Consider the following 19,559-nt stretch of genomic DNA (forward strand, 5'->3'; position numbering starts at 1 on the left):
TGAGCGCGACCCGTGTGGACGAGTCGCCGCGTGTGCGGCGGCGGCGCCGGGGCAACTGGCGGATATTGGATGCTCTGCGCCCCGCAGGACATACCCGCCCGGACGAGGAGGCAGCTGCCGTGACGACCCCCGCCGCATCGGAGGGACCTGGAGACAGGAAACAACGCCCGGGTGGGGGAGGGGACCCGGACCGCGATCCGCGCGACGAGGCGGCGGCGCCCGGTGACTCCGGGCTCGGCACCGTCACCACCGCCGTACCCGCCCGGCTGGACCGGCTGCCCTGGTCGCGCTGGCACTGGATGATCGTCATCGGCCTCGGCACGGTGTGGATTCTGGACGGCCTCGAAGTCACGACGGTCGGCAACATCGCGAGCCGGCTCTCCGAGGACGGGTCGGGCCTGGACATCACGTCCGCCCAGGTCACCGGACTTGCCGCCGCCCTCTATGTGGCGGGTGCCTGTACGGGGGCGCTGTTCTTCGGCTGGCTCACCGACCGCTACGGCCGCAAGAAGCTCTTCATGGTGACGCTCGCGGTCTACCTCGCGGCGACCGCCATGACCGCGCTGTCCTTCAGCGCGTGGTGGTTCTTCCTCTTCCGCTTCCTGACCGGCTTCGGCATCGGCGGCGAGTACGCGGCGATCAACTCCGCGATCGACGAACTGATCCCCTCGAAGTACCGGGGCCGGGTCGACCTCATCATCAACGGCAGCTACTGGCTGGGCGCGGTCGGCGGTGCGCTGCTCTCGATCGTCATGCTGAACACGGACTACTTCCCCAAGGACCTGGGCTGGCGACTCACCTTCGCCCTGGGCGTCGTCCTGGGCCTCGTGATCCTGCTCGTACGCCGGCACGTGCCGGAAAGCCCGCGCTGGCAGTTCATCCACGGCCACGGAGAGGAGGCCGACAAGCTGGTGGACTCCGTCGAGCGGGAGATCGAGGAGGAGAAGCACGAGCCGCTGCCGCCGCCGGCCGGGGAGATCACGATCCACGAGCGCAAGAGCATCGGCTTCGGACTCATCGCCAAGACCGTCTTCCACAGCTACCCCAAGCGTGCGGTGCTCGGCCTCTCCCTCTTCATCGGGCAGGCGTTCCTCTACAACGCGATCACCTTCGGTTTCGGTGCGATCCTCACGACGTTCTACGACGTGGAGAGCGGTCACACCGGCTACTACTTCGCGGTGATCGCGGCGGGCAACTTCATCGGCCCGCTGGTGCTGGGCAAGCTGTTCGACACGATCGGACGGCGCGTCATGATCGCCGGCACCTACATCCTGCCGGGCATCCTGCTGTTCATCACGGCCTGGCTGTTCGACCGGGGCTCGCTGACCGCCAACACCCTCACCGCCTGCTGGTGCGTGGTGCTGTTCTTCGCCTCGGCCGGCGCGAGCAGCGCGTATCTCACGGTCTCCGAGGTGTTCCCCATGGAGACCCGGGCCATGGCCATCGCCTTCTTCTACGCGATCGGTACCGCGGCCGGCGGGATCAGCGGCCCCCTGATCTTCGCCGACCTCACCGAGTCCGGCGTCCCGGGCGACACCGCCCTCGCCTTCTCCATCGGCGCCGGCCTGATGTGCGCGGCGGGCCTCGTCGCGGCTTTCCTCGCGGTCGACGCCGAGCAGCGCTCCCTTGAGGACATCGCGAAGCCGCTGTCCCAGACGACGTAACGCGGCCGGGCGCGGCCCTCAGGCCGGACCCGTCGTCGCGGACGCGGGTCCGGCCAGTCCGTGCAGCAGCAGCCGGGTGAGCGTGTCCACGATCTCGTCGTCGGAGATCCCGGGCCGGCCGGGCCCCGCCGTCGTCACCGCGAACGCGAGCTGCGAGACCATCGCCCCCATCGCCGCCGCCACCACGGCGGGGTCGCCCGGCAGCCGGTGGCCCCGGTCGCGCAGCCAGGCCAGGTGCTCGCGGAAGATGCCCGTGTCCCCGGCCAGGCTCGCCCAGGCGCGGCCCTCGCTCGGCGGCCCCGCGAACGTGGTCTGCATCAGCGCCACGATCACCGGAAGATGGTCACGGACGACCCCCCAGGTGGCCGCCAGATGCGCGCGCAGCTGCGCGGGGTCGGTCAGGTCGTGGTCGGCCGGGTGCTCCTGCGCGCCCATCTCCGCGGCCAGTTGTGCGTGAAGATCGCCCACCAGGGCCTTGAGCAGCGCTTCCTTGTCCGCGAAGTGCGCGTAGAAGGAGCCGGTGGCGCGCCCGGCCTCGCGGGTGATGTCGGTGATCTTCGTATCGAGGTAGCCGCGCTCGGCGAACAGCCTGCGTGCCGCGTCCTTCAGTGCCGCCTCGGTCTCGGCGGCCTTTTCCTTGCGAACGCCCATCGGGCGGGGCTCCTTGTCGCTTGACGCGTGGTCGTGCGCTCCATCATAGTGAACGCGAGTTCGGTGAATATTGATTCAATGAATACTGATTCAGGGGGCTGATGTGAACGTCATCGTCGTCGGCGGGGGAGTGGCCGGAGTGGCGAGCGCCATCGCGCTGCGGCGGCTCGGCGTGGAGGTCGCGGTCTACGAGGCGTACGCCGAACCGGCAGGCCGGGTGGGCTCGTTCCTGAGCATCGCGTCCAACGGGCAGCGGGTGCTGCGGGCCCTCGGCGTCCTGGACCGGGTGCGCGGCGCGGGCATCGACGTGCCGCGCCAGCGCATGTGGTCCGGCTCCGGAAAGCTCCTCGGGGACGTACCGCGCGGACGGCTCGGCGGCGACGACCTGCACAGCGTGACCCTGATGCGGGGCGCGCTGGTCGAGACGCTGCGTGCCGAGGCGGTGGCCGCCGGCGCCCATGTCGTCACCGGTGAAAGGCTGGTGGACGCGGTCGCCACGGACACGGGTGTACGCGCGGTCTTCGCGAGCGGCCGCACGGCGGAGGCCTCCCTGCTCGTCGGCGCGGACGGTATCCACTCGGTGACCCGGACCCTGCTCGACCCGCGCGCACCCGTCCCCGCCTACGCCGGCCTGTACAGCGTCTCCGGCGTCTCCGAGGGCGTGCCTGCCGAAGCCGGCGTCTTCCACATGACGTTCGCCCGCAACGGCGCCTTCCTCCACCTCGCGGCCCCCGACGGCAGGGTCTGGTGGTCGGCCCAGGTCGCGAGCCCCGGACAACCGGACCTCGACCGCGCGGACGACGCGTGGCTCGCCCACCTCGCCGGCCTGTACCGGAATGAACGCGTGCCGTCCGAGGTCCTCGCCGCCACCGTCGAACTGCACCGGCCCACGCTGACGCACACTCTGGACGCGGTGACGGTCCGGCACAACGACCGCGTCGTACTGCTCGGCGACGCCGACCACCCCGTGGGCGCCGGGCAGGGTGCTTCGATGGCCCTGGAGGACGCCCTCGTCCTTGCCCGGTCACTGGGCACGCAGACCTCCGTCGCGGCCGCACTCTCCGCCTACGACGCCGCCCGCTCGGACCGGCTCGCAAGGATGGCCAGGGCGGCGGCGGGCAACCGCGACTCCAAGACGGCGGGCCCGCTCGGCCGGTGGGCGCGTGACCTGATGATGCCGCTGGGCATCCGGTTCTTCTACGAGAAGGCCACGGCCTGGCTCTACACGTACGACTGCGGCGAACTCCCGGGTGCCGCCCAGCGAGGCTGACGTCGCATCCCGGGGCTTCGCACCGGTGCCCCGGAAACCAGGTGCGGGCCGTCGTCCCGGTGGTGTGGGATCGGCGGCATGACGATCGCACTCGACACGCCGGACATCGACCGACTGGTCACCGCGGGGGACGCGCTGCGGGACTGGCAGGAGGAAGGCGCACCGATGCAGCTGCATCCGGGGGACCTGGGCTGGTTCTGGCGGGCCGGCCCGCGGGCCACCGCCGAGGCCGTCAGGACCTGGAGCCGGGGCGGGCGGATCCTCGCCGTCGGGCTGCTCGACGGCCCCGGCCTGGTGCGGCTCACCACCGCGCCGGACGCCCGCCGGGACGAGGAACTGGCGCGCCACCTGGTCGCCGACCTGACCGCCCCCGCGCGTGGCGTGCTGCCCAGGGGCAGGGCGGCCGTCGAGGCGCCGGAGGACGCCCTGGTGCGGGAGTTGCTGGCCGACGCGGGCTGGGGCACCGACGAGCCGTGGTCGCCGCTGCGCCGGGACCTGAGCGCGCCCGTGGCCGAGCCGGGGCTGCGGATCGAGGTCGCCGGTCCCGACCGGGCACACCTGGTGGCGGAGGTCGTCCGGGGAGCCTTCGAGGGCTCACGGTTCACGTACGAGCGGTGGCAAGCCATGGCGTCCGGCCCGCTGTTCGGCGATGCCCGCTGCCTGCTCGCGTACGACGACCGGGGCGACGCGGTCGCGACGGTGACGGTGTGGTCGGCCGGGCCGGGGCGGCCGGGGGTCCTCGAACCCATGGGTGTGCACCGGGACCACCGCGGCCGGGGCCACGGCCGGGCGATCACCCTCGCCGCCGCGGGCGCCCTCCGGGAGCTGGGCTCGTCCAGCGCCCTTGTCTGCACCCCGAGCTCCAACACCGGCGGCGTGATCACGTACGTGGCGGGCGGCTTCGAGCGCCGCCCCGAGATCCACGACTGTTTCCGGAGCGCCTGAACGGCGGACGTCGCGGGCCGGGCGGCGCCTCACGCGAACCGCCCGACACCGTCGCTGATCATGGACGGGGCGGATCGGGGCACATGGCGGTCGATGACATTCGCGACCTGATGAGGGAGACGCCGTGCCGATACGCAGAACCAGAAGCGTCACGCCCCGCACCCCCACCACTCACTCGCTGCGCAGCCCGCTGCTCACCCTCGCCCTGGCCGGCGCCGTGATCTGCGGAGGAGTCCTGCTCTTCGTGCGCTTCGCCCACTGGGCCGGCGACCACCCGGTCACCGCCGTGCTGTTGGCGCTGCTCGCCCTGCCGGTGCTCCACACCCTGTTCCGGGCGATGCCTCGCGCCCGCGAGCTGCGCCGGGCGGCCCGCGCGGGCATGACGCCTCCGGCGGAGGAGACCATCACCGAACCGGACCCCGGCCCGCTGCTTCTTCTGCAGGCCCCCACCGACGCGCGGGACGGGCTGACCGCCGTACTCCCGCCCCGGGTGCCCGACTTCACCGCTCTCGACCCGGACGGCTTCGAGGCGGCCGTGGCCGAGCTGTGCGAACGGGACGGCTGCCAGGAGGTCGAGGTGGTCGGCGGCGCCGGCGACCTGGGAGCCGATGTCCTCGCGACCGCGCCGGACGGCCGGCGCGTCGTCGTGCAGTGCAAGCAGTACGGACCCGCGCACAAGGTGGGCTCCCAGGACCTCCAGCGCTTCGGCGGCACCTGCTGGACGGTCCACGGCGCGCAGCTGGCCGCCGTCGTGACGACCAGTGAGTTCACCGCGCCGGCCCTGGAGTACGCGGAGGCGTGCGGCATCCAGTGCGTCGACGGCGCCACGCTCAACGCCTGGGCCGAGGGCGCCGGACCGGCCCCCTGGGGCCCGGCGATGGTGGATTCGGCGTGAGCGCCTGGACGACGGGAGCGCGCGGGATGGCCCAGAGAGTGGTGTGGATCCATCAACTGCCTTTTACCAGTGCTTAGTTGTGTGTGATGCCGGTGTGAACTTTGATCACGGGGACAAGGCCCCTCCGTGACCCGGGAGTACACAGCCATGCATAGTGGAGTCGAGGCGACCGCCTACCTCGTCAATGAGTCCCGGGCCCGGCGGCCCGATCTCTCGCAGGACCCGTTCGCAGGCGCCTGGATCCCCGATCAGGAGCGGCCCGCCGTACGCGGGCTGTGGGACAAGTACGCCGAAGTGACCTACGAACACGACGACCTGGTCGTCTCCTTGCGTGGCAGATACATAGCCGACACCCTCGCCGCCCAGCTGGCCAAGGACCCCGACACGGTCCTCGTGAGCTGTGGCGCCGGGTTCTCCTCGTACCCCTGGCTCCTGCCCTTCGCCGGGGCGCTGGAAGTCGATCTGCCCGGCATGGCCGAGGCCAAGCGGGAGCGTGCGGCGGAGCTGATGGCGGCGGGCGTGCTGCCGCGGCGCGACGTACGGCACCTGCCGATGGACCTCAGGGACGAGGCGGCGCGCGCGGAACTCACCTCGCTGGTACGTGAATGGGCCGACGGGCGGCCCGTGGCCTATGTGGCCGAGGGGGTGGTCTTCTATCTGCCCGCGCGCACCGCGCGCGCGGTGACCGGCCTCGGGGCGAGCTTCGGTACGTGTGCCGTCAGCGCGGTCAGCTACTGGCCCGCCGCGTCCGCCGGCAGTCAGGTGCTGGCCGACCAGCGCGACTGGTTCCGCAGCCGGTCGGTCCCCGAGGAGGCGTCCTTCCTGACCCACGACGAGCTGGTCACGCTGTTCGGCACGGAGATCGAGGACCGCGGGCCCGAGGACCTGCAACGCCACTACCTCGACCGCGTGATCGTGTCCGAGGCCGGGCTGATCCCCGAGTACGTCGCCGTCGCCTGGACGTGACGGCGGCTGTCGCCGGGCCGTACGGGCCCGCTCAGCCCTGACGTACGACCGGAACTGCCGCACAGCCCCGGCGCTCCGCGTCACGACGGGCGAGGCCCGGCGACGGGCCGGCGCCCACGACCCGGCCGTCCAGGACCGCGAGCCAGCCGCCCTCGGGCAGCCCGGTACGCAGCCCCTCCGTATCGGCCGGGTCGATCGCCCGCAGCAGCATGGGGTCCGGGTCCGCCGGTGCGAGGGCCGCCGCCGCGTTCGGGGTGCCCGCACGCCACTCGGCGACCGTACGCTCGGCGCCCCGCACCCGTATCCACAGCACGTGCTGGAGAACGATCAGCGGACCGAGCGCGGTCAGCAGCGGGAACGCACCGGTCAGCACCCCGAGGCCGAACAGCAGGCTGACGGCGCCCGACACCGCCACCCCGGCCCCCGCCGCCAGCAGACCCGCGGCACGTCCGAACGCCTTGACCGCCACCAGCGGGAAGAGGACGAGCAGCAGCAGGTCGCCCAGGCCCAGGGCCACCGGCGGATCGCCACGGGTGACGGCGAGCAGCGGGGCGAACGGCAGCCCCATCACCTGGACCGCGAACCGGTCCATCACCGAGGTGAGCCCCGTCGCCACCAGGTCGTAGCAGGCCAGCGCCCCCGCGAACCAGGCCACGTGCGCCGACCGCATCCCGGCCTGCGCCCACATGTTCGCCACGCCCACGACGGCCGTCGCGAGCAGCACATCGGTGAGGACGAGCACGGCGAGCGACCGGTCCGCGAACGCGCACCCGGCGGTCGCGGCGACCGCCATGAGTGCGAGCGACCAGGCCCTGCCCCCGCCGATGACCGGGGCCAGGGTGAACTGGAGCGCCGCGCAGAGCACCAGACCGAAGACGACGGCGACCATGGCCCGGGGCAGCTCCAGATAGAGCAGGGGAGCGGCCACGACCACGACGAACACCACCGCGACATCGGCGAGTTCGTACCGTCCCACCGGCGGGCGCGGCATCCGCACCCGGGCGAAGTAGCCGAGGCCCGCCAGAGTGATCGCGGCGGTGCAGCAGTTCAGGCCCACCAGGGCCGCGGCGCTCATGCCGGGCTCGTGACGGGAGTGGTGGCCGGGCGGGCCGGTTCGAAGGTGTGCTCGCGCAGATCGGCCCGGACCGGACCGGTCGGCGGCATCGTGGCCGGGTCGTCGTGCAGCACGATGGCGTTCAGCCCGAGCCCCAGGGCGGTGGCCCGCTCCTCCAGCCTGCCCAGGAGACCGGCGGCGGGCAGCCGTCGGACGAGTACGTGCAGGCGGGGGCCCGGCGGCCCCTCGGCCAGGGCGGAGCGCGCCGGCAGCGGGACGTCCCGCTCCGCCTCCAGCAGCTCCAGCACCGACCGGGTCGGTACCGCGATGCTCAGCGGCCCCGACCAGCGGCCGAGGATCTGGGAGGTCGCGGGCAGATGGGCCAGCTCGCAGGCGGGTGGCTCCCCGGGCAGCCGGACCAGGTCGCCGGTCGCGTACCGCAGCAGCAGGGTGCAGTCCCGGTAGGGCACGTAGGGCGTCTGTACGAGCATGCCCGCACCGCCCGGTTCCGTCGGAGCGTGGGTCACCGGATCCAGGACTTCCAGATGCCCGAACTCGGTGGTGTGGTGGAGATGCCCCTCGCTGCACGGGGTGCCGCCCGACGGCACGGCCTCGGTCATCATGTACGAGGTGGAGACAGCGGCCCCCAGCGCGGCCTCGGCCCGCTCCCGCAACGGCTCCGAGAGCGGCTCGCCACCCACGCCGATATGGGTCAGCCCGAAGTCCTGGGCCCGCCAGCCGCCCTGCTCGGCCTCCTCGACCAGGGCCGCCAGGTAGGAGGCCGACAGCGTCAGATGGGTGATTTGCGGGGCCTTCCCGCGCAGCCCGAGCGGAGCGGCCAGCCGGTCGAGCGCCACCGCGGGGGCCACGGTGCCGAGTTGGACGAATGACGCCCCGATCCGGGTCACCGACTCCTCGACGTTGAGCAACGGCAGCGTCGCGCGCGAGCAGCCCGCGTACGCCAGCGTGTGCTGGGGGCGCAGGCCCTGCGCGAGCACGGCGGAGACGGTGCTCATGGCGACCGAGATCTCGACCTCCGCCCGGGAGAACCACACGGTGGTGGGGGTGCCGCTGGTCCCGGTGGTCAGTGCCATCAGCGCCGGTGCGGAGACGGCCGACACGAAGGCCGCCGGCAGCCCGCGCAGCTCCGCCTTCGGCGTGACCGGCACCTGATCCCAGGTCTCCGGGGTCAGCGCCTCCGGATCGATCCCCAGCCGGTCGAACGTCCGCCGGTAGTACGCGGTGTGCCGGGCGGCCGCCCGAGCCGTCGCCCGCAGGCTGCGCTCGGTGACGGTCCGCCGCACGGCGGGATCGACCGCACCGGCCGTCCCGGGCAGCAGCGCCGAGTCCGCGCCCGGCTCGCCGAACTCCGCGAGGGTCGCGACGAGATCCCGGGCGATGCGCTCCAGGTCGTACGGACGGATACGGCGATTGCGCAGGATCGCGGCGCCGTAGCGGAGCTGGCTGAGCGCGGTACCGAACAAAGAGGCCTCCCTACGCCTGGACCGGGGCTTAACTCCCGGTCCAGGCCGGGGCGGGCCCGGTCAGACCATGCTGGCGAACATGGCCGCGGTGAGGGTGCTGAACGCGTACTTGATGTAGTGCTTGACCATGGCGGATCTCCCTTCTCGGGGCCGCCCCGCAAGGGCGGCTGGGCTCCAGGCGGTGCACTCGCAGCCGGGAACGGCTGTGCGATGAACGAGAGAGTAGAGCAGGTGAGTGGACGACTCAACGGTACGAACCGGGACATCGGGCGTTCCGCGACGGGCCCGCGTCCCCGGCGCGCCCCGGTTCAGAATCCGGTGGCCGCCAGGACGCGCATCCAGGCGTCGACCCGCTCGCCGTCGTGGTCGAGGCGGCGGCGGAGCCGCCGCCAGAGAGCACGGCCGTCGGCGAGGTTGTGACGACGGCCGTGCCGTTCACTGCCCCACTTCAGACAGACCTCCGCCGCGTCGTACGCGGGGTCGGCGGCGAAGGGACGCGGATCGACCACCAGCAACCGGCCGTCCGCCCCCGGGACGAGGTTGCCCGGATGCAGCGAGCCGTGCACCCAGGTCCCGGGGGTGGGCGACATCAGTGCGTGGAACGTCTCCCGCGCCGCCACCAGTTCCCTCTCCGCCGGAGCCTGCGTCCCGTGCAGACCGCCGCCGCGCGCGCGTCCCAGGCGAGGGCCGAGGTGGTCGTGAAGTGTATCCGTACGAAGGGACAAGGCCTGTGCCCCGCACTCCTCGACCGCACGCAGCATCGCCCCGAGTGCTTCGACAGAGGGGGCGTTTGAGCTCTCGTGCCGCAACGAGGAGCCATCGCCAAGGAGTTGCGTCACCAGTACAGAGACGTCGCCCACCTCGCCCGGCTCCTCCCAGTGGTCCAGGAGTCGTGGCCCGACACCGGAGCACCCCAGTGCCTCCAGCGCCGCCGCCTCGTGGCGGCTCCGGGTCACACAGGGCGTCACCTTCACCACGCAACGCCCGCCCGGACCGTCGACCACCAGCACGCACGCCGTGCATCCGCCGGTCAGGCGTCGCACCGGCGTCCAGTGGTGCTCCCGGAGCAGACGCCCCATCAGCGCGGGCAGCCCGGCCACCCAGGCGGCCCCGTACCGCTCGCCCAGCCACGCCCGAGCCATGTCGTCGACGAACTCATCGGCCCTGTGCACAGCACGCCCCCGCCTCCCGGTCCCCACGGACACGCCGATCATCCACGAGGGCACGGTCGGGGTCGAGCGTCAGGGGCCGGCCTCTTCCTCCTCCATCCCCTGTTCGCCGACGCTGATCAGCCCCGTTTCGTAGGCGACGATGACGGCCTGGACCCGGTCCCGCAGACCGAGTTTGGCGAGGATGCGGGCGACGTGGGTCTTCACCGTCGTCTCGGCCAGGTGGAGGCGGGCGGCGAGTTCGGCGTTGCTCAGGCCCCGGGCGAGCAGGCCGAGGACCTCCAGCTCGCGCGGGGTGAGCGCGGCGAGGTCACGGTGCGGGGCGGCGCTGTCGCCGCCCCGCCGCGTGAACCGCTGGACGAGACGGCGCGTGATGGCGGGCGCGAGGAGGGCGTCGCCGGTGCGGACCGTGCGCACCGCCGCCGTCAGCTGCTCCGGTGTGACGTCCTTCAGCAGGAAGCCACTGGCCCCGGCCGACAGGGCCGCGTACACATAGCGGTCGAGGTCGAACGTGGTCAGGATGACGACGCGCGGCCGGTCGGAGCCGTCCGCGAGGATGCGGCGGGTGGCCTCCAGCCCGTCCATCTCGGGCATCCGGACGTCCATCAGGACGACATCGGGCCGGGTGCGGCGCACCGCGGCGACCGCCTCCGCCCCGTTCGTGGCCTCGGCGACGACGTCGATGCCGTCGGCGCCGAGGATCAGCCGGAACCCGGTGCGGACCAGGGTCTGGTCGTCGGCGATGAGCACACGCGGCGGCTCGGTCACAGCGTCTCCAAGGGGATCAGGGCCTCCACACGGTAACCGCCCTCCGGACGCGCGCCGGTGCTCAGGGTGCCGTCGTACACGGCCAGGCGCTCGCGCAGCCCGATCAGGCCCCGGCCGCTCCCGGCCCCCGTGCCCGGACGCCCGCCGGCGTCGGTGACCTCCACCCGCAGCCTGCGCGGCCCGTACTCGACGGTCACGGCCGCCGAGGCGCCCGACGCGTGCTTCACCGTGTTCGTCAGGGCCTCCTGGACGACGCGGTAGGCGGCGAGTTCCAGACCGGGCGGCAGCGGCCGGGACCGGCCCGTCACCGCCAGTTCGACCGGCAGCCCCGCGTCCCGGACCCGCCCCACCAGCGTCTCCAGCTGGTCGAGACCCGGCTGCGGGGCCGGCACCACCGCGTCCGGGTCCGCAGCCTCGTCCTCGGCGGTCGTGGTCAGCAGGCCCATCACATGGCGCAGCTCGGTCATCGCCGCCCGGCCGCCCGCCTCCACGGCGAGCAGCGCCTCGCCGGCCAGTGCGGGAGAGGACTTCATAATGGTGCGGGCGGCACCGGCCTGAATGATCATCACGCTGACGTTGTGCGTGACCACGTCGTGCAACTCGCGGGCGATCCTGGCCCGTTCGTGCTCCACGGCCCGGCGCAGCGCCTCCTCCTGCTCGCGCTCCAGCACGGAGAGCCGCGCCCGCCCCTCGTCGGACCGGAGCTTCCATGTGCGCAGCCCCACCGCCGCCACGGCCATCGGGGTCAGGATCAGCAGGGCGATGTACTCGTTGGGGACGATCGGCGTCACCGAGTTCCCGGAGGTCCCGACCAGGGCGACCGACACCGGCAGCGCCACGAGCGTCGCCGTCCGGTGCGGGCTGTACACGGCGGCGCCGTACACCGCGATCACGAACGCGTAGAACGTCAGGCGCATCACGCTCTGCGGGGTCGCCAGCGTCGCGGCCGTCACCACGCACAGCACGGCGAGCGGGTAGCGGCGGCGCAGCACCAGGGCACCCGAGGCGACGGCTGCGAGCGTCACCATGAAGGCCATCCCGCCGGTCCCGGACGGGCGCGCCAACGTGTAGGCCCGGTCGCCGACCATCCGCACCACCACGTTGTCGGCGTTGTCCACGCCGTAGTACACCGTGGCGGCTCCCAGGACCAACGCCACCAGCACGTCGAACTGCCGGGCGCGCCGGGAGGGCCGAGGCGGCGGACCACCGGCGCCGGCCACCCGGCGGGCGCTCTCCCGCAGCCGCTCCAGCTTCGTACGTACGTCCGTCACCGCTTCATTGTCCCGGCGGTGCGCACCCCGGGGGGTCCGCCCCCGTGCCCATTCCGGCGGCGGGCCGTACATCACCCGCCTACCTCGCAAGGACGACGAACGCGCCGCTCATCCCGGCGCCGGACCGGGAGGGGTTCCGGCGGCCGACGCGTGCGCACCGGGACCGCTCCTAGCGTTCAGGCAGCCGGAACGCACAGGAATCAGGAGCCCCGCCGTGACCGCACCACTGATCGAACTGCGCGAGGTGAGCCGTCGCTACGACGACGGTCCGCCCGCCCTCCACGAGGCCTCGCTGAGCGTGCTGCCGGGGGAGGCCGTCGCGATCCTCGGCCCCTCCGGCAGCGGCAAGTCGACGCTCCTCAACCTTGTGGCGGGCCTCGACCGGCCCGACACCGGCACGGTCACCGTCGACGGGGTACGCGTCGACCGGCTGAGCGAGGCAGCGTCGGCGCTGTACCGGCGCTCCCGGGTCGGGATGGTCTTCCAGTTCTTCAACCTGCTCGACGACCTGACCGTCGGCGACAACGTCGCCCTGCCCGCACGCCTCGCCGGCATGTCGCGCGGCGAGGCGGCCCGCCGGACGGCCGGACTCCTGGAACGGCTCGGCATCGACCGCCACGCCCGCGCCTACCCCGGCCGGCTTTCCGGCGGCCAGCGGCAGCGCGTCGCGGTGGCCCGCGCCCTGATGAACCGACCGGCGCTGCTCCTGGCCGACGAGCCGACCGGAGCCCTGGACACCGCCGCCGGACAGGACGTCAGCCGGCTGCTCACCGAACTCAACGCCGAGGGCCAGACGATCGTCGTCGTCACCCACGACCTCGCGCTCGCCCGTGCCTGCACCCACCGCACGATCCGCATCGCCGACGGCCGCATCACCCATGACCTGCCGTCGCGGGCCGACGCGCCGGAGTCCGTCCGATGAGCGCCCTCGGCCGGGTGGTGCGGTCCGGAGTGGCACGGCGCCGCGTGCAGACGCTGGTGATCGGGCTCGCCGTGATGATGGCGGTCGCCGCGTCCGTGCTCGCCGGATCGCTGCTCGTGGTCTCCGGCGCACCCTTCGACGACGCCTTCGCCCGGCAGCACGGCGCGCACCTGTCCATGGAGTTCGACGCGGACGAGGTGAGCGCCGCCCGGCTGGCGAGGACCGGGCACACCGCAGGCGTCCGCGCGTCCGCGGGCCCCTTCCGCACGGCGACGGTCACCCCGCGCCCCGACGCGACCGGTCCCGGGTGGCCCATGACCGTGGCGGGCCGGGGAGACCCGGGCCGGGACGTGGACGAGGTCGCGCTGACCGACGGCCGGTGGGCCGCGCGGCCCGGCGAGATCGTTCTCTCCACCGGTTCCTCGCTCTTTCCCGTCCTGGGCAAGGAGATCCGCTTCACCGGCCTGCCCGGTGACCCCGCGCTGACCGTCGTCGGCGTGGCCCGCTCGGTCACCGGGACCGCGGACGCCTGGGTCGTCCCCGCCCAGATGCCGGCCCTGACCGCGTCCGGCAACGGCGGCTACCAGATGCTGTTCCGCTTCACCGAGGCGGACACCGCCGCGCGGATCACCGCGGGCGGCGGCAGGGTGAAGGCATCCCTGCCCGCCGGAGCAGCCGTGGGCCAGCAGTCCTGGCTGGCCGTCAGGAAGTCCGCCGAGCGGGACACCGCCCTGTACGTTCCCTTCCTCTTCGCCTTCGGCGCGCTGGGCCTGGTCATGTCGGTCCTCACCGTCGGCAACGTCGTCGCCTCGGCCGTCGGGTCGGGGACGCGTCGCATCGGCATCCTCAAGGCCGTCGGGTGCACCCCCGCCCAGGTCGTACGGGCCCATGTGGGCCAGGCACTGATCCCCGCGATCACCGGCACCGTCCTCGGCATCGTCGCGGGGCACCTGCTCGCCGTCCCCGTGATGGCCGAGACCGAGGAGGCGTACGGCACCTCGTCCCTGGCCGTCGCCCCCTGGGTCGACCTGGCGGTCGTCGGGGGAGCGCTCGGCCTGGTGTCGGCGACCGCGTGGGCCGCTGCCTGGCGGGCGGGCCGGCTGCGTACGGTCGACGCGCTCGCCGTAGGACGCAACGCCTCGGCCACACGCGGCCGGTGGGCGGCCCGCCTCGCCGGACGCCTGCCCCTGCCGCAGCCCGTCGCCCTCGGCCTGGTCCGGCCCTTCGCACGGCCCGCCCGCGCACTGGCCATGGGTACGGCGGTCCTGTTCGGCACGGTCGCCGTCACGTTCACCGTGGGGATGGGCGCCTCACTCGGCGAGGTGATGAAGGCCAAGGCGCACGACGCCGCCGACGTCGTCGTTCCCGCGCCCCTCCCGGACTTCGGGCCGCCGGGCGCCGGACGCCCCGCGCGGCACGACAGGGCCGACCCCGCCGCCGTCGCCGCGGCCATCGAGGCGGACCCCGGCACCGGCGCGTACTACAGCGCCTCGACGGTCCGCGCCACGATCGGCGGGCTCACCGGCACCACCGACGTCGTCGCCTTCACCGGAGACGCCTCCTGGGGCGGCTACACCATGGTCGCCGGCCGTTGGATCGCCCGGCCCGGCGAGGCCGCCGTCCCGTCCCCCTTCCTCACCGCCACCGGCACCCGCATCGGTGACACGCTCACCCTGAACGGCCTGGGGGCGCCCGTCACCGTACGGATCGTCGGCGAGGTGCTCGACCCGCGCAACGACGGCATGCAGGTCTTCACCGACGCGGCGACGCTCAAACCGGCCCACCCGGACCTGACGGAGACCAGCCACCACATCGCGGTCGCCCCCGGCACCGACGTCACCGCCTATGCCGACGCGCTCAACAGGGCCCTGAAGCCCCTGGGTGTCACGGCGAGGGCGGGCGGGCTCGGTGCGGGCGGCGACATGGTCGCCACGCTCAACGCCCTGTCCGGGATCCTCACGCTGATGCTCGTCGCCGTGGCCGCGCTGGGCGTGCTCAACGGGGTGCTGCTCGACACCCGTGAGCGCGTCCGTGAGATCGGCATCCACAAGGCCCTCGGCATGACACCCCGCCAGACCGTCGTCATGGTCCTCACCTCGGTCGCCGTCACCGGCCTGGCCGCGGGCGCCCTCGGAGTACCGCTCGGCGTCGCCCTGCACCGCGGGGTCCTGCCCGCGATGGGCGGGAGCGTAGGCCTTCGCCTCCCCGAATCCGTCCTCGCCGTATACCCCTCGGCGGAACTGTTCCCGCTCGCACTCGGCGGCCTCGTCATCGCCGCCCTGGGCGCCGTCCTGCCCGCGGGCTGGGCGGCCGGGGCCCGTACGGCGACGTCCTTGCGAACCGAGTAGCCGCGGGGCCCGTACGGGACTCCGGGCGACGCGGGGAACGCGATTCCCAGGGCGTGTCCTGGGAAACGCGCTCCCGCCGCCGGTCCAGGCGCCGGATCACCGGTGTCGCCGTCGCGCCGTGCAGGAGTACGGAGACCAGTACCGTGAACGCCGCGACCGCCCACAGCTCGTCGGCGTACCGCGTGAAGGGGCCCTCGCCGAGCGCGTACGCGAGGTAGAACAGCGAACCGATGCCCCGGATGCCGAACAGGGCGGTGACCGCCCGCTCGCGCCGCCCGGCCGGGAAGCCCAGCTGCGCGGCGGCGCCGGCGGCAGGGCGGATCACCAGGATCAGGGCGAGGCCGAGGAGCGCCCCCTGCCACGGGAGTTCGCCCAGTCCGTCGGCCACCAGGTAGCCGCCCAGCAGGAACAGCAGCACGGCGGTCAGCAGACGTTCGACCTGTTCGCCGAAACCGTGCAGCACCTGGTGGTAGCCATGACCGCGCTCGGCGGCGCGTATGGTGCACGCCGCGACGAACACCGCGAGGAATCCGTACCCGTGGAGCAGTTCGGTGAGTCCGTACACGGTGAACGTGGCACCGAGCACGGTGAAGCCCTCCATCTGCTGCGAGAGGCGCACATGCCGGGAGCGGAAGAACAGCCGGCCGAGCAGCCGGCCCACGGCCACACCCGCCACCAGGCCGACGACCGCCCGCAGCAGCACATCGGCCAGCAGCCAGTGGCCGATCCACTCCGCCGACCAGCCGTCGCCCGCGGTCGCCGCCAGTGCCACGGCGGCCAGCACGAATGGCATCGCGAGACCGTCGTTCAGCCCGGCCTCGGAGGTCAGCGTGAACCGCACCTCCTCCTCGTCGTCCTCGTCCTCACCGCTCGTCGGCTCCCCGACCCGTACCTCCGCAGCCAGCACCGGGTCGGTCGGCGCCAGCGCGGCGGCCAGCAGCAGGGCCACCGCCGGGGGCCAGCCCACGAGCCACACCCCGAGCAGCGCCACCCCCGCGATGGTGAGCGGCAGGGCCAGCCCCAGGAAGCGCCAGGCCCCCGCCCAGCCACGCCATCCGAAGGGCCGGTCGATCGCCAGACCGGCGCCCATCAGCGACACGATCACGCAGATCTCCGTCACATGCTCGACCCAGACCCGGTCCCGGACCGGGTCCACGACGGGCACGTCCAGCGGCAGCAGGGCGATCGCGGCGCCCGCGACGAGGAACACCATGGGCATGGAGAAGGGGCGCCGCCGGACCAGGGGAGGGAGGACGGCGGCCATCAGGATCCCGATCCCCGCCGCCGTGTATATGCCGTGCACCAACGTCATCCGGTACCGCGTCCTCCATCGTCTCGGGGGCCCAACGGGAACCGGCCGTCGGCACCCCGGATCTCCGGGGTGCCGACGGCCGGTTCCAGGTGTTCGTGGGTTATCAGGCGGCGACCACGCCCACAGGGCCGGTCAGGCCGGCCTCCTCGGCGGGGGCACCGCGCCGCAGCAGCGTGTCGGCGGTGCTCACGGCCTCCCGCACATCGCTGACCCCCGTCATGACACACAGGGTGTACGCGGTGTCCTCGCGTCGCCGGACGGTGTCCGGGGTGGAACGGCGCTCGTCCTCGATCACGGCGTCCGCGTAACGGGACAGCGCGGCGCGCAGATCTGCGGGCGTGGGAAGCAGCACAGCCAACTCCTTCTCAACTGAACTGGCCCTCCCGAGCCGGTTGGGCGGCTGGGGCAGGGTGGTCGCTCACGACGATCTTCGGGTTCCCCGCCACGCGCCGAGCATGCCCCCCGTTTTCGGCCGAAACCGAATTCCCGCATCCGGCCATATCGGTGTTCCTACGGGGCACACGTCTCCCATGGCCGGGGAGGCCGCCCTGCGGATGAAGTCACCCAGCCCCGCACGGCAGGCCTCCCGGTCATCCGTCCCCTCCTGCGGGAACCGCCTCCGCGGACGCGCGAGCCTCCCACGGGTGGCCGAAGCGGGCCAGGCAGTGCCACACCTTCTTGACCGCCTGCGGGTCGAACCGCCCCCCGCGCGCGGCGTCCCCCACGATGCGCGGATCGAGCAAGCCGTCCACGGCGATCGCCGCGCCCAGGTCCACGTACTCCTGCCCGCGATAGCCGGGGTGCCGGCGCAGTTCGTCGACCGTGAGACGGAAGCCGGGGTGCCACTCCACGGGGCAGCCGAGGCGCCGGGCGGCGGACTCGACGGCCGTGTCCCGGAAGCAGGGGTCCAGGACCAGCGCCTCCACATGGCGGTCCGGGCGGACCGACCCGTGGACCTGCGCCTCGATGTAGTCGTCGAGCACGTCCTGCCGGTCCGCCAGCGCGAGAGCGATCAGGCCCATGCGGGACGCGACCCCGAAGTCCGTGGGCTCGCAGAAGCTGTCCGGGTAGCAGAAGGTCGTACGCTCCAGCGCTGCGGAGCCCAGCCTGAAGTGCGCGGAGCCGAACCTCGGCGCCCCGCCTACCGCGTACCGGCGGAAGTTCAACGCCCCGTAGACCGGCCGCTCCTCGGCCGGCGCGCTGTCGTAGGAGCCGTCGAACATCCGGCTCTCCCAGCGCCACCGGTCGCCGCCCGGCCGCGCGGTCAGCCCGCCGTTGCTCGTACCGGTGACGAACTGCGAGGAGTAGACGCCGGTCCCGGCCATCACCTCCAGCACAGGTGTGGCGCGCAGCAGCCGGTCCGGGTGGAAGTTCAGGGTCACCCGCAGCGCCGGGTCCGCCGGGGGGCCTGTCGACAGCGACGCGACATGGTCGAGTGCCCGTCGCTGGGACGGACGGAAGAGGGAACTCATCGGCCCAGTGTTCCCCCAGCTTCCCGGCAGGCGCAGGGAATTGTTCGCCGCCCGGCACCGCCGTACCGCGCGCGGTGTCGCACCGGCCGAGGCGGTGGAACGTGGGTAGGGTCTCCTCGCCGTGCTATTCGACCGGGGGACCTACTGTGAGTCTGACCGACCAGATACTGCCGCTCGCGGGCGTCGCCCTGGGAGCCCTCACCTCGTTCCTGGTGACCAGCGCCAACGAGCGTACGAGATGGCGCAGACAGCAATCCGTCCGGTGGGACGAGCACCGGTTGACGGCCTACGCCGAATACGCCCACGCAGTCAAGGAGTTGGCGGCGCGCTACCAGATGCTCGCCGCGGGCCGCGGACTCACGACCGGCCCCGTACCCGCCGAGGCGACCCCCGAAGCGCTCGCCGAGACAAGCCAGCTGGAGGCCCGCCGCTCCGCGCTGTCCGAAACCCTCGGTCTGCTCGGCGACACGGAGGCGAACGCCGCGTCCAAGTCGGTGGACCGGTGCCTCTGGCGGCTGGAAGGGCTGGCCAGGGGCACCGGCCCGGCCGCCGAACAGGACTGGACCGAGGCCTATCTGCGATTCCGGCAGGCGCGGGACCGCTACATCGAGCACGCACGGGCCAGTCTCGGCGTGCCGGGGACCGCCTCCGGGACCGTCCGGCACTCCGCCTCCGGGACCGTCCGGCACTCCGCCTCCGGGCCGCCGGCGGCGCCGTGACGGCCGGCCGGACCGGCCCTCCAGCCCGGTTCGAGGCAGGGCCGGTCAACTGGGGCAGGGCCATGGGTCCACCGTGCCCGCACGCGTGGGTGACGGGCATCCTGGATGGGAGATCCGCATGTCGAGCAACTTTCCGGCCTTCGCCGAACTGATCGCGCAGACCGAGCATTCCGCCCTCCACCTGGAGATGCGCGACGTCTACACCCCCAAGGGCCCCGTCTTCGTGGACTGGCAGAGGGGCATCCCGATCGAGTACGACCGGCACGGCGACTGGATCGACCTGGTGCAGGGCGCGATCACGCGCGGCATCGACTGGCGCCGCGCCCGGATCGTCTCCGAACCGGTCACCGACTTCATCCAGTACGAGTGGGAGACCACCACCATCGTCAACGTGCCCGCGGGGGAGAAGGTCCGCTGGCTGCCCCGGCAGAACGCGTCGGACCTGCTGCTTCCCGGCAACGACTTCTGGGTCTTCGACGACAGCCTGCTGCGATGGACCACCTTCCACGGCGACGGCTCCTGGGGCCCGCACGCGTTCTCCGAGGACCCCAAGCTGATCCGCCAGTGCAAGGAGGCGTTCGAATCGGTGTGGGCGCGCGCCGTCGACCACGCCGACTACACGCCGCCGCGCAAGGAACAGGCCGCGGCC

At 73.1% G+C, this 19,559-nt stretch carries 18 protein-coding genes; 9 read left to right on the top strand and 9 right to left on the bottom strand.

Annotation, left to right across the window (positions count from 1 at the left end):
• Positions 1-119: 119 nt before the first annotated feature.
• The gene (locus EAO73_RS15690; protein ID WP_147972167.1) at positions 120-1,664 is read left to right on the top strand and encodes an MFS transporter; all 1,545 of its coding nucleotides are present in this window, start codon (positions 120-122) and stop codon (positions 1,662-1,664) included.
• Between the two features lie 18 nt (positions 1,665-1,682).
• Here EAO73_RS15690 and EAO73_RS15695 read toward each other — a convergent pair whose 3' ends face one another.
• Positions 1,683-2,315 carry a TetR/AcrR family transcriptional regulator gene (locus tag EAO73_RS15695; protein WP_147972168.1) on the bottom strand — a complete coding sequence of 211 codons (633 nt, stop codon included), beginning with the start codon at positions 2,313-2,315 and terminating at the stop codon, positions 1,683-1,685.
• A gap of 103 nt (positions 2,316-2,418) precedes the next feature.
• Here EAO73_RS15695 and EAO73_RS15700 point away from each other — a divergent pair, with 103 nt between their 5' ends.
• The 4 genes from EAO73_RS15700 (at position 2,419) to EAO73_RS15715 (ending at position 6,391) form a co-directional block, all read left to right on the top strand.
• Positions 2,419-3,585, top strand: coding sequence for an FAD-dependent monooxygenase (locus EAO73_RS15700; RefSeq protein ID WP_147972169.1), 1,167 nt, complete (start codon positions 2,419-2,421; stop codon positions 3,583-3,585).
• A 78-nt stretch (positions 3,586-3,663) separates the two neighbouring features.
• Positions 3,664-4,530, top strand: coding sequence for a GNAT family N-acetyltransferase (locus EAO73_RS15705; protein WP_147972170.1), 867 nt, complete (start codon positions 3,664-3,666; stop codon positions 4,528-4,530).
• 124 nt (positions 4,531-4,654) lie between these two features.
• On the top strand, positions 4,655-5,425 hold the full coding sequence (locus EAO73_RS15710; protein ID WP_147972171.1) for a restriction endonuclease: 771 nt from the start codon (positions 4,655-4,657) through the stop codon (positions 5,423-5,425).
• Positions 5,426-5,572: 147 nt separating this feature from the next.
• Positions 5,573-6,391, top strand: coding sequence for a class I SAM-dependent methyltransferase (locus tag EAO73_RS15715; RefSeq protein ID WP_147972172.1), 819 nt, complete (start codon positions 5,573-5,575; stop codon positions 6,389-6,391).
• Between the two features lie 31 nt (positions 6,392-6,422).
• Here EAO73_RS15715 and EAO73_RS15720 read toward each other — a convergent pair whose 3' ends face one another.
• The 5 genes from EAO73_RS15720 to EAO73_RS15740 all read right to left on the bottom strand — a co-directional run bounded on the left by EAO73_RS15720 (position 6,423) and on the right by EAO73_RS15740 (position 12,107).
• Positions 6,423-7,466 carry a hypothetical protein gene (locus EAO73_RS15720; protein ID WP_147972173.1) on the bottom strand — a complete coding sequence of 348 codons (1,044 nt, stop codon included), beginning with the start codon at positions 7,464-7,466 and terminating at the stop codon, positions 6,423-6,425.
• Positions 7,463-8,929 carry a phenylacetate--CoA ligase family protein gene (locus tag EAO73_RS15725; RefSeq protein WP_147972174.1) on the bottom strand — a complete coding sequence of 489 codons (1,467 nt, stop codon included), beginning with the start codon at positions 8,927-8,929 and terminating at the stop codon, positions 7,463-7,465. The genes EAO73_RS15720 and EAO73_RS15725 overlap by 4 nt, the downstream gene beginning before the upstream one ends.
• A gap of 308 nt (positions 8,930-9,237) precedes the next feature.
• Positions 9,238-10,101, bottom strand: a complete 864-nt coding sequence (locus EAO73_RS15730) for a phosphotransferase (RefSeq protein WP_191134095.1) — start codon at positions 10,099-10,101, stop codon at positions 9,238-9,240.
• Between the two features lie 69 nt (positions 10,102-10,170).
• The gene (locus tag EAO73_RS15735) at positions 10,171-10,866 is read right to left on the bottom strand and encodes a response regulator (protein WP_147972176.1); all 696 of its coding nucleotides are present in this window, start codon (positions 10,864-10,866) and stop codon (positions 10,171-10,173) included.
• A complete protein-coding gene (locus EAO73_RS15740; protein ID WP_147972184.1) occupies positions 10,863-12,107 on the bottom strand; it encodes a sensor histidine kinase in 1,245 nt (414 codons plus the stop codon). Before EAO73_RS15740 ends, EAO73_RS15735 begins: the two co-directional genes overlap by 4 nt.
• A gap of 244 nt (positions 12,108-12,351) precedes the next feature.
• Here EAO73_RS15740 and EAO73_RS15745 point away from each other — a divergent pair, with 244 nt between their 5' ends.
• Positions 12,352-13,059, top strand: a complete 708-nt coding sequence (locus EAO73_RS15745; RefSeq protein ID WP_147972177.1) for an ABC transporter ATP-binding protein — start codon at positions 12,352-12,354, stop codon at positions 13,057-13,059.
• On the top strand, positions 13,056-15,407 hold the full coding sequence (locus EAO73_RS15750) for an FtsX-like permease family protein (protein WP_191134096.1): 2,352 nt from the start codon (positions 13,056-13,058) through the stop codon (positions 15,405-15,407). The genes EAO73_RS15745 and EAO73_RS15750 overlap by 4 nt, the downstream gene beginning before the upstream one ends.
• On the opposite strand, the gene EAO73_RS15755 is transcribed toward EAO73_RS15750, so the two are convergent.
• The 3 genes from EAO73_RS15755 to EAO73_RS15765 form a co-directional block, all read right to left on the bottom strand.
• Positions 15,328-16,719 carry a cation:proton antiporter gene (locus tag EAO73_RS15755; RefSeq protein WP_224756333.1) on the bottom strand — a complete coding sequence of 464 codons (1,392 nt, stop codon included), beginning with the start codon at positions 16,717-16,719 and terminating at the stop codon, positions 15,328-15,330. The genes EAO73_RS15750 and EAO73_RS15755 overlap by 80 nt on opposite strands.
• Before the next feature lie 103 nt (positions 16,720-16,822).
• On the bottom strand, positions 16,823-17,071 hold the full coding sequence (locus EAO73_RS15760) for a DUF5133 domain-containing protein (RefSeq protein ID WP_147972178.1): 249 nt from the start codon (positions 17,069-17,071) through the stop codon (positions 16,823-16,825).
• Between the two features lie 238 nt (positions 17,072-17,309).
• Complete coding sequence (locus tag EAO73_RS15765; RefSeq protein ID WP_191134097.1) at positions 17,310-18,191, bottom strand: DUF3626 domain-containing protein; 882 nt, start codon at positions 18,189-18,191, stop codon at positions 17,310-17,312.
• Between the two features lie 146 nt (positions 18,192-18,337).
• Between EAO73_RS15765 and EAO73_RS15770 the strand changes: the two genes are divergently transcribed.
• Positions 18,338-18,910: a hypothetical protein gene (locus EAO73_RS15770; protein WP_224756334.1), complete on the top strand. Its 573-nt coding sequence runs from the start codon at positions 18,338-18,340 to the stop codon at positions 18,908-18,910.
• A 118-nt stretch (positions 18,911-19,028) separates the two neighbouring features.
• Positions 19,029-19,559: DUF6879 family protein (locus EAO73_RS15775; protein WP_147972179.1), on the top strand; the 531-nt coding region annotated here is incomplete at its 3' end.

The sequence above is a fragment of the Streptomyces sp. col6 genome (genome assembly GCF_008042035.1).
In the GTDB taxonomy this organism is placed as follows: Bacteria; Actinomycetota; Actinomycetes; order Streptomycetales; family Streptomycetaceae; genus Streptomyces.